The 9,400-nt window shown below is 40.6% G+C and carries 10 protein-coding genes and 2 pseudogenes; 6 read left to right on the forward strand and 6 right to left on the reverse strand.

Annotation, left to right across the window (positions count from 1 at the left end; genetic code table 11):
* Positions 1–177 precede the first annotated feature (177 nt).
* Complete coding sequence (gene panD / locus BGC07_RS02410; protein ID WP_069311821.1) at positions 178–537, forward strand: aspartate 1-decarboxylase; 360 nt, start codon at positions 178–180, stop codon at positions 535–537.
* A gap of 42 nt (positions 538–579) precedes the next feature.
* Here panD and BGC07_RS21110 read toward each other — a convergent pair whose 3' ends face one another.
* Positions 580–741, reverse strand: coding sequence for a hypothetical protein (locus tag BGC07_RS21110; RefSeq protein WP_201258096.1), 162 nt, complete (start codon positions 739–741; stop codon positions 580–582).
* Between the two features lie 70 nt (positions 742–811).
* Between BGC07_RS21110 and BGC07_RS02415 the strand changes: the two genes are divergently transcribed.
* Complete coding sequence (locus BGC07_RS02415; protein WP_069311822.1) at positions 812–2,137, forward strand: replication-associated recombination protein A; 1,326 nt, start codon at positions 812–814, stop codon at positions 2,135–2,137.
* Between the two features lie 15 nt (positions 2,138–2,152).
* Here the strand turns inward: BGC07_RS02415 and BGC07_RS20440 are convergent, their stop codons facing one another.
* The 4 genes from BGC07_RS20440 to BGC07_RS02440 all read right to left on the reverse strand — a co-directional run bounded on the left by BGC07_RS20440 (position 2,153) and on the right by BGC07_RS02440 (position 5,565).
* Positions 2,153–2,428: a hypothetical protein gene (locus BGC07_RS20440; RefSeq protein ID WP_069311823.1), complete on the reverse strand. Its 276-nt coding sequence runs from the start codon at positions 2,426–2,428 to the stop codon at positions 2,153–2,155.
* 184 nt (positions 2,429–2,612) lie between these two features.
* On the reverse strand, positions 2,613–3,245 hold the full coding sequence (locus tag BGC07_RS02425; protein WP_069311824.1) for a class I SAM-dependent methyltransferase: 633 nt from the start codon (positions 3,243–3,245) through the stop codon (positions 2,613–2,615).
* Between the two features lie 584 nt (positions 3,246–3,829).
* The gene (gene trhO, locus BGC07_RS02430) at positions 3,830–4,819 is read right to left on the reverse strand and encodes an oxygen-dependent tRNA uridine(34) hydroxylase TrhO (RefSeq protein ID WP_069311825.1); all 990 of its coding nucleotides are present in this window, start codon (positions 4,817–4,819) and stop codon (positions 3,830–3,832) included.
* A 566-nt stretch (positions 4,820–5,385) separates the two neighbouring features.
* Complete coding sequence (locus BGC07_RS02440; RefSeq protein ID WP_069311827.1) at positions 5,386–5,565, reverse strand: hypothetical protein; 180 nt, start codon at positions 5,563–5,565, stop codon at positions 5,386–5,388.
* A gap of 831 nt (positions 5,566–6,396) precedes the next feature.
* On the opposite strand from BGC07_RS02440, the gene BGC07_RS21495 reads away from it, so the two are divergent.
* The 4 genes and pseudogenes from BGC07_RS21495 to BGC07_RS02450 all read left to right on the forward strand — a co-directional run bounded on the left by BGC07_RS21495 (position 6,397) and on the right by BGC07_RS02450 (position 8,842).
* The gene (locus BGC07_RS21495) at positions 6,397–7,128 is read left to right on the forward strand and encodes a hypothetical protein (protein ID WP_235602844.1); all 732 of its coding nucleotides are present in this window, start codon (positions 6,397–6,399) and stop codon (positions 7,126–7,128) included.
* Positions 7,129–7,187: 59 nt separating this feature from the next.
* Positions 7,188–7,310 (forward strand): annotated as a pseudogene (locus tag BGC07_RS21500) (hypothetical protein); the annotation flags it as partial.
* 75 nt (positions 7,311–7,385) lie between these two features.
* On the forward strand, positions 7,386–7,895 hold the full coding sequence (locus tag BGC07_RS21505) for a lytic transglycosylase domain-containing protein (RefSeq protein ID WP_235602845.1): 510 nt from the start codon (positions 7,386–7,388) through the stop codon (positions 7,893–7,895).
* 242 nt (positions 7,896–8,137) lie between these two features.
* Positions 8,138–8,842: a DUF481 domain-containing protein gene (locus BGC07_RS02450; RefSeq protein WP_235602846.1), complete on the forward strand. Its 705-nt coding sequence runs from the start codon at positions 8,138–8,140 to the stop codon at positions 8,840–8,842.
* Between the two features lie 90 nt (positions 8,843–8,932).
* Here BGC07_RS02450 and BGC07_RS02455 read toward each other — a convergent pair.
* Positions 8,933–9,400: pseudogene (locus BGC07_RS02455) on the reverse strand (hypothetical protein); the annotation flags it as partial.

Genomic DNA, 9,400 nt, shown 5'->3' on the forward strand with positions numbered 1-9,400 from the left:
TTTCAACATGGAACACGATCTTATCACACAATAGGCAGTGAAGCGACCAACGAATCAAATAAGTCATGGTAATAAAGTTTTTTTTCATGTAGTTTGCATTTAAACCGATTTATCAGTAAAATCAGGGCGTTTTTCTATTTATTACTCCACCAGTGCAGCTATTAATCGAGGTATCACATGCAACTTAATATGCTAAAAGCAAAAATTCACCGCGCAACAGTGACTGATGCCGACTTAAACTACGAAGGCTCTATCTCCATCGATCCTGCACTTTACGACGCTGCGGGAATCATCCCCTACGAGCAAGTTGATATTTATAATTGTAATAACGGAGCGCGTTTAACGACTTATGTCATTCCAGGAGGCCCCGGTGAAATTTGTCTCAACGGTGCGGCGGCTCGTCACGTCCAAAAAGGGGACCTAGTGATCATTTGTAGCTATTGCTCCGTCGACGAGAAAGAAGCAATCGACCACAAGCCTGTAGCTATCTTCGTTGATGAGAAAAACGCCATCTCACGCATTAGCAACCACGGCTAAAAGCAAAGTTATTGCTCGATAGGAAAAGAATTCGCTTAATATTTAGCCTTTCTTTTCCTCAAGCTTATGAAAATAATGAAATAACAACGCAAAAAACATGGTGACAACAACCGCTGAAATTACACCCCACCAACTAAAGACCAGATACGATAATACGTACCAAACAGCCAATAGCAGTGCACCTCCCAACCAAAGCCTTCCCATCCAAAAGCCCCTTTATTTTTATTATTAACTTATTTAAAGTATAGCGGTTATCCAAAGAGACTCAGGCCTGATGCGCGACTTATTTGATGACCTAAATACCAATGCCCCACTAGCCCACCGCATACGCCCTAAAAATTTAAATGAGGTCATAGGGCAAGAGCACTTAACCACTGGCCCACTCAGCCCAGCCAGCCTTATTCAAAGCTGCCCATCCATCATACTCTGGGGACCCAGCGGTACCGGTAAAACAACACTTGCTCGCCTGCTTGCTGAGCAAATTAATGCTCACTTTATCGAACTCTCTGCCATTATGGCGGGCCTCAAAGACATCCGCACCGCTGCTCAAAGTGCACGTGAAAATCAACAAGCTGGCCAACAGACATTGTTGTTTATCGATGAAATCCATCGTTTTTCCAAATCTCAACAAGACGCCTTTCTGCCTTTTGTCGAAGAAGGTTTATTTACGCTTGTCGGCGCAACCACAGAAAACCCCTCCTTTGAAATCAACCGCGCCCTAATCTCACGTATGCAGGTGTATAAATTACAATCACTACAGCATTCACACTTAGAGCAAATACTCGTTCGTGCCTTAAACCATCCACTAGGCTTAGGTCATTATCAGGTTCAATTCCCAAGCGATTTACAGCACAAACTCATTGAGTACGCCGCCGGTGATGCCAGGCGCTTACTCAACGGCCTAGAGCAACTTGCCCAAATTCATAACAGTAATAATCAGACACATCAAACAATCACCATTACAAAAACGCACTTTGCAAGTTTATTGGGTGAAACCCTTAGTCACTTTGATAAAAGCGGCGACCAATTTTATGATCTTATCTCTGCCTTACACAAGTCAATTCGAGGCTCTCACCCCGATGCCGCACTCTTCTGGCTGGCTCGTATGCTCCAAGGTGGCTGTGATCCACTGTATATCGCACGCCGGCTTGTCCGCACCGCCTCTGAAGACATTGGCAATGCAGACCCTCGCGCCTTACAACTCACCTTAAACGCTTGGGATGTTACAGAGCGTTTAGGTGCTCCCGAAGCCGAACTTGCCCTTGCCCATGCAGTCAGTTATTTGGCCAGCGCCCCTAAAAGCAATGCTGTCTATATGGCCTTTAAGGCTGCCATGCAAGAGGCTAAAGACCATCCCAATGCCGAAGTTCCTTTGCACATTCGCAATGCTCCAACCCAGCTTATGAAAGAATTTAATCATGGCAAACACTATCGCTATGCTCATGATGAGCCCTACTACTATGCTGCCGGTGAAAGCTATCTACCGGAAAATATCCAAGGCAACTACTATCACCCTAAAGAATCAGGGCTTGAGAAAAAAATCAAAGATCGTCTAAATTTTTTACATCAGTTAGATCAAGAAATATTCAATCAAAATTAAAATATACTTAACTTTTTAATACTTGCAATACATCTGTGCAACTTTTGGAAATAAAACCAAATCTGTTTCTTCAAACTCATCAAGTTGCAAGCGTAATTTAGCAAGATTCTCAGCATCGATCAGCCCTAAGTTAATAAATCGCTCCCCGCACTCTTCAATCAAATGCTTAAGCATCAACGTATTCGATTTTCCATGCAAAACAGGTTGAGCAATATGAATATCAATGCATTCAAAGCCAATTTCTGTTGCCACGGAAGCGTCGCTACCTCGGTAGGTATTTTGCACTTCCATGGTGCAAAATCGCCTCGCAAAACGCGACGACTATAATGCCTCGGCCGTCCCCGTCACGAGACGCTCCGTGCCTTAATTCGGCACACTCCGCATCTCGCTCTCAGATGACTCTACGGCTCGTATAGATTTTTAGACACTCGTTCCGCCGACTCCGGACCTAAAGGCCCTACGTCACTCCGCTCTGCTAAAAATCCGAGCCTACCTCGGAATACTCACCCCGCGCTTGGCGCTCCCTGGCTCGCATCGTATGAAAAATCTTATTGCCAATATCAAAATCACTACCATTTATTTCAAGCAAAGACTTAAACAAATTTGCAGCGCTAATAATATAGTTTTGATGTGGAATTGACGCCCAACCTGAATGAATTGCAGCTTCAATAATCAAATAATTAGAATCATCACAGTTTTTACTATCAAAAGTATTCTTCAAGAAGCGAGGGACATCAGTTAAGTGCTGCATTAAAAATCGCGAGTATGTTAAATCATATTGTCCAGCCTGCATTGCACTGTCATAAGCATCCCCCTGGATAAATTCAATATTTCTTATATTTAAAGAAGTTGTTCTTAATTTAGCAATTTCAAGCTGAGCAAGTGATTGGTCAACTGCAGTTACATTTTTCGCAATATTATCAGCCATCCATGTCGCCATATAGCCCGTTCCACAGCCGATATCCAAAATGCGATTATTTTTGCTTGTCATATGCCTACGAAGAAAAGCAATTGAATCGGGTCCGTGCACTTTTTGCAAAAAACCTAATCTTTCATCAGCAATACCCGCACCTGTTTGAAGAGTATACTGATCCTTTTTTGCTTCCATTGTTTTTATCCCTATAATTATAAATTCTAATTTTTATAACGGCACATAAGCATGTGAACTTAAAGCATATAGCTGAGAGACAATCTCTTGGCTCTTTTCAGATAATGCAGTCGCTCTACCTTTATATTTAAGGGCATATACCGAACCTTTTGATAAAGCAAAGTGCGCCGTCATTGAGTCATATATTGGCAGCCAGTTTACTGTTTGCATTCTTTCAATGTAGATCGAAGAGTATTCACCTTCACTTAAACAACAAAAATCTTAATCATCAAACTTTTCTAGTAGCACCAAAAAATTCTCCATAAAATACCAGTAAAATCTGAATCAGCTACTAGAGTTAACTAAAGCGAATTGCCCTGCGTCTCACATTTATCAGCACATACCGCCCCATAAAGTGCTATAAAATTAATACCGATAGAATATCATAAAGATAAAAAATCCATAAGCGATCACATAATTTTTGAGAAATAAAATAGGATATATTTTAACTCACTAATACTTATATTTTATAGATATAACTGCCAAAAAGCATAAAAAATGGGGCACATTGCCCCTCACTAATGAATTTATTTTTTGAGATCAAACTACTTTTGTTTAGCCTGACACGCTTCAATTTGTGCCTTGCGTTTTTGCTGTTTGATTTCTTTTGCCAAAGTAATCGAGTCACCGATGTGTTGGTGACCTCGGGTTTTAGCAAGCTCCATCTGGTGCTGACGCTCAGCAAAGCGCGCCTTCTGATCATCGGATAATTCATCATAACAGTGCGGGCAGCTTACCCCTTGCACATATAAAGGCGACGCTTTATCTTCGGCTGTAATCGGATAACGACAACCATGGCACTGATCATAACGACCCTGCTCAAGATCATGATTCACCGAAACTCGATTATCAAAAACAAAACACTCGCCTTCCCATAAACTTTCCGCTTTAGGCACCTTTTCTAGATACTTTAGGATACCACCTTCTAGGTGATAGACATCCTCAAACCCTTGCTTTAACATAAAAGCGGTCGACTTCTCACAACGTATCCCACCCGTGCAAAACATAGCAACTTTCTTATGTTTTTTCGGATCTAGATTTTTCTCAACATACTCAGGAAAGTCACGGAACGTCTCTGTCTCAGGATTTTCCGCTCCCTTGAATGTACCAATATCGTATTCATAATCATTACGAGTATCAACAACAACCACGTCCGGATCGCTAATCAAAGCATTCCAGTCCTCAGGCTTCACGTACTGACCCACGGTCTCATTAGGATCCACCCCTTCAACACCTAGAGTGACAATTTCTTTTTTGAGCTTTACTCGCATACGATAAAAGGGAACCGCAGATGGCTCCAAGTACGACTCTTTATGCTCTAATTGGCTTAAACGCGAGTCTTTTCTTAAATAGCTCAACAAGTTATCTATGGCAAGGCGGCTTCCTGCAACCGTTCCATTAATCCCTTCTTGAGCAAGTAATAAGGTTCCCTTGATATCTTGTGATTTACAAAACTCAAGGAGTTTGGGTTGGATCTCTTTATAGTCTGGCAACGAGGCAAATTTATACATTGCCGCAACAACAACTTGATTCATTAAATTTCTACCTATTTGATCGTAAGTCAAACGCCCACAAGGGCTCTCGGAGGCTATACCTTACTCGTTTCAGGGATAATAGTCAAAATTGAGTTTAATAATGCAAATAAATCAATAGCATAAGAAGACATGCCGATGAGCTTATCGCCTCAAATAGGCTCTAACTTTAATCACACAAAACTTCTTTACAAATAGACTCTATATTTTCTATAAAAGTCTTGTTCTAACTCTCTATCATACTCACTAACCACTCTCGTTATAACCTTATGGGGAGGCGTCACAACGACAACAGCAGCATAAACATTCATATTGCTAGCAAATAGCGGTGCTTTAGTAAGAAACACAGTCACAATAATAATTATTATATAGGCAGTCGATCTCATAGCCCGCCCTCAAGTAAAAGCCTTATCTTTAATTTTATTATTAGAAGAAAAACAAGATATATCCAGAAATATCAATAGATTAAATAAAATAAAGATTTCAAAAAAATTAATTTTCAAAAAAATGCTAACACTAGCCAAAATCGTGGCCAGTGCATCAAGAGAATGGATAACCAGATTGATATATTAAAATGGAACAAGCATACCAATTGGTTTTTTGTGTTTAACAATTTGAATATAAGTGCCACTTTGAATCGCTTCCATCGCTTCTGCACGTCGTGTAGAAAGCTCAGTCATTGTCATTTCAATAACACCTACAGACTCAGGGATTTTCTCTGATTTAGGTTGTTTTTTTGTGCTACTCATATTCCCCTCCAACCTTATATTATTTAGTTTTCAAAAAGTCCAACGTCACAAGATAATAACTCAATCCTCTCGATCAATGATAACTTATTGACTTAATAAAGTATTCATAACGCGCTTCGTATGGTAAACAATCGCACACACAAAATCAAGCGCAACTCATTATCTGACAAGCCAACCCTACCAACAACCATAACAAGAACCACTAACGCACATTAATTCCATTAAATCCACTTAATTTATCTACATATAGTGAACACAAAGCAATTAGCATATTTAATAACTCGACTATTTCATTAAGATAAATTTACATGACTTACATCCACCCTATCGTAGCTTTCTGCTATTATTGAAGTAAAGTTTGACAAAAACATAGATTATAGGGACATGAATGCTATATCGTCGTCTTGCTAGCCTCTTTACACTCATTGCCCTATTTGTTTCCTTTCCTCTTTATGCGTCTACATCCACCGATAAACAGCGTGCACTATTCATCCAAGCTGAAAAAAATTTGAAAAAAAATCGATTCAAGTCCTTTCGACGAGGCTTAAAAAAATCTCCAGTCCTATCCACTTTATCCTTATTTGCGCTATCAAGAGCTGCTTCGGCGGCTTAAATTAGGCGCATTGCCTAACGGAGAAATCAAACACTTTCTTAAACAATACAAAAACACTTTATTCCATGACCGACTACAGCGTCAATGGTTTATTAGCTTATATAATAAAAAGTGGTGGAAAACGCTCACAAAATATTATCAACCTTCTAAAAGCATATCGATGCAATGCCGTTACCTCTGGGCGCGCTACCAGCTCAACTATAGACAACAATCACTGAATGCGTTTGAAAAAAATTTGGCTACACGGTAGTTCACTCCCTAAAACCTGCGATAGACTCATCAGTGCGTTGCGCCAACATAAGCAACTGACCCATACATTAGCTTGGCAACGTACGCGCCTCGCCATGCAAAAACGTAACTATCAACTAGCGATGTATCTCAGTCGATTCTTATCTAATAAAGATAAAAAATCACTGACAATATGGCGCATTTTACGTCGTCACCCAGAGAAAATTACCCGATTATCGCTCATCCGCTCCGCAGGTAGCAAAGGCAGCTATATTGCCAATGATACTTTATTGCAACTTGCTAAACGCAAACCCGATCAGGCGATTAAAATTTGGCCTCGCCTAAAAAATAAGTTCTCACTCAGCAATGATCAAAAAACTGAAATCACCAAAACGATAGCCCTCTATCTTGCATTAAACAAATCTCCACAAACAAATACCTGGATGGAGAAAATCCCCCATCAAGAAAAAGGCGAAACGCTAAACTCTTGGCAGATACGGGTGGCCCTTTATCAAAGACAATGGCAGCAAGCGCTAACGCTTATTAATACACTTTCCCCACAAGAATATGAGCGCAATATTTGGCAATACTGGAAAGCGCGTTCACTTGAGCAAATCGGCCGAAAAAACAAAAGCGCTAAAAAATTTATAGCCAAATCGCAAAACAACGTGACTATTATGGCTTTCTTGCCAGCAATAAGCTCAATCAACCCTATCATTTAAACCGAAAAGCCGTAAACATTAGCCAGCATACTCTTGATGATGTCTCACAAAAGCCAGGGATCAAACGTGCTTTCGAATTTAAAAAAGTAGGTCTTGCTAACTTTTCTCGCAGGGAGTGGGTTTATACTATCAGCCGGTTCACTGAAACAGAAAAGCTCGCCGCAGCAAAACTTGCTCACGATTGGGGCTGGTATAATTTATCGGTCCTCACAACAACCAAAACAAAACACCGTGACGATCTAAAATTACGGTTTCCTATGGCACACTATAATACCATTTTACGCTATGCTAAGCGCTATGACATCAGCCCAGCCTGGATCTTCTCAGTTGCCCGCCAAGAAAGCATTTTCCACGAACGCGCTTATTCTCCTGTCGGTGCTCGAGGGATTATGCAGCTCATGCCAGCAACAGCACGCTATATCGCCAGAAAAATACAAATTCGTCATTACACCTCTAAGCTTCTCGATGCAAACCATAATATTGCTTTAGGCACCGCTTATCTAAAACGCCTATTACAACGCTACGATAATCGTCTAATCCTAGCACTCGCCGCTTACAATGCTGGAATCAGTCGTGTTAATCAGTGGCTGCCAGAAAAAAGAGCCATTGCTGCAGACCTTTGGATAGAAACCATCCCTTATAAAGAAACCCGCCATTATATTAAAAATATTTTGGCCTATACGGTTGTTTATAACTCCAGGTTAGGTCGAACTGCAAAAATGACTCAGGAACTTGCTAGAGTCCCAACACTCAAGCAAATTTCATAATATGCAATAACAATCAACACAATTAATCAAAAACATTTGAAGTCATCGGACGATACTCGTACTATGGTTATAAAAAATAAGAGTTTATGCTGTGCTGAAAAAAAGCTGCCTCACTGTCAATTTCATTCGCTTTTATAACCACCGCTTACTCAGCCTCAGCACCCACATTAGCAGACTTTAAAGCGCTCCAGCAGCACATTAAAGAGCAACAAGAAACACTTGCTAAGAACCAGCAACAATTAATGAAACTTAAGGCTAATTATCAAAAAAGCACAGTACTGGCCACCACAACCCCTAACCCATGGCGTGGGACAAATATTGGCGCTGGAGCAACAATTAATACCGGGGATAATCCCTCTCAAAAAGGCAACACGACACTGAATTTAAAATATTCCACTCCGCCTTGGATTATTTCAACAAAAATCGACCAACAATATGAACATTCGGCAGATAATGGCCTAAGTACCGATAAATATAATGTATCTTCACAGGCAAACTACCTCTTTGGTGATAGCAGTTTTTTTTACAATCGATTCTCTTATGGCTACGACCGATTCAGTGGCAATGATTATATCTGGAACTATTCGCTTGGTTATGGCTATACCGTCTATCACAGTCAAAGCGTGATGATCGATACCCAAATTGGCCCTGGCTACCAGCAACGTAAAATCCAGGGCGCAGCTACCCCCGAAAGTACAGTGAGTGTAAACACTCAGGCAGAGCTGAATTGGCAAATCAACGATAAAACAGCACTGACAGAAACCATTACCCCAATCTATACATCAAACCTCACAACAATCAATACCGTCACCGCTCTAACTACACAGCTACGAGACAATCTCGGACTGCAAGCACAGTTTGATACAAAATACCTTTCGAATACGCCTGAAGGCTCTAAACGACTAGCAACGACAACAGTTTTTAACGTGCTCTACACTTTCGCCTAAGCAAGAAAAACACGACGCTGTACTCAGCGCCGCGCCACTCACTACAATAGATTTGGCTCCAATCGATCACGCTCACATACTTTCACACAGTCAGGCTTCAAGACTCGCTAAAGGCCCTTTATCCCTGCTATATTGATTAAACCGAGACTCAAAAAGTTTAGTGGGTTCTTGTTTATTTTGATTACGAGAAAAAGAAAAATGCTTCTCATTCTCTTTATCTTGTGCACTTAAACAATACCCGCTATTGCTTTCACCTTTCCCAAGCGCATGAGCGCGAACATCCCTCATTCTTACATCCGCTCCAGAAGGACAAACCTCTTGTTTTAAAACCTCACTTCCCGAAGAATTTAATAGCTTCACTAAATGCCTTCCAGACTTCGTTGTATTTTTAAGATGAAGCCACCCACTTTTCTGCCGAATAGAAACTAAGTAACATAATTCTTTTAAAGACTGACAGTGGTTAAATTTCTTAGATTGACCACCTCGAGCAACCTGCATATCATCCCTCACAGATAAAAACTTTTTTAGTCTCTTTGATTGATGATAAAAGCTCTCTTT

Origin of the sequence: Piscirickettsia litoralis (assembly GCF_001720395.1) — a bacterium.
GTDB lineage: Bacteria > Pseudomonadota > Gammaproteobacteria > Piscirickettsiales > Piscirickettsiaceae > Piscirickettsia > Piscirickettsia litoralis.

Excerpts from the sequence above, each read along its gene's own strand:
- panD (WP_069311821.1), top strand. The coding sequence starts at position 178 with ATGCAACTTAATATGCTAAAAGCAAAAATTCACCGCGCAACAGTGACT.
- BGC07_RS21110 (WP_201258096.1), bottom strand. The coding sequence starts at position 741 with ATGGGAAGGCTTTGGTTGGGAGGTGCACTGCTATTGGCTGTTTGGTAC.
- BGC07_RS02415 (WP_069311822.1), top strand. The coding sequence starts at position 812 with ATGCGCGACTTATTTGATGACCTAAATACCAATGCCCCACTAGCCCAC.
- BGC07_RS20440 (WP_069311823.1), bottom strand. The coding sequence starts at position 2,428 with ATGGAAGTGCAAAATACCTACCGAGGTAGCGACGCTTCCGTGGCAACA.
- BGC07_RS02425 (WP_069311824.1), bottom strand. The coding sequence starts at position 3,245 with ATGGAAGCAAAAAAGGATCAGTATACTCTTCAAACAGGTGCGGGTATT.
- trhO (WP_069311825.1), bottom strand. The coding sequence starts at position 4,819 with ATGAATCAAGTTGTTGTTGCGGCAATGTATAAATTTGCCTCGTTGCCA.
- BGC07_RS02440 (WP_069311827.1), bottom strand. The coding sequence starts at position 5,565 with ATGAGTAGCACAAAAAAACAACCTAAATCAGAGAAAATCCCTGAGTCT.
- BGC07_RS21495 (WP_235602844.1), top strand. The coding sequence starts at position 6,397 with ATGCGTTTGAAAAAAATTTGGCTACACGGTAGTTCACTCCCTAAAACC.
- BGC07_RS21505 (WP_235602845.1), top strand. The coding sequence starts at position 7,386 with ATGGCACACTATAATACCATTTTACGCTATGCTAAGCGCTATGACATC.
- BGC07_RS02450 (WP_235602846.1), top strand. The coding sequence starts at position 8,138 with ATGAAACTTAAGGCTAATTATCAAAAAAGCACAGTACTGGCCACCACA.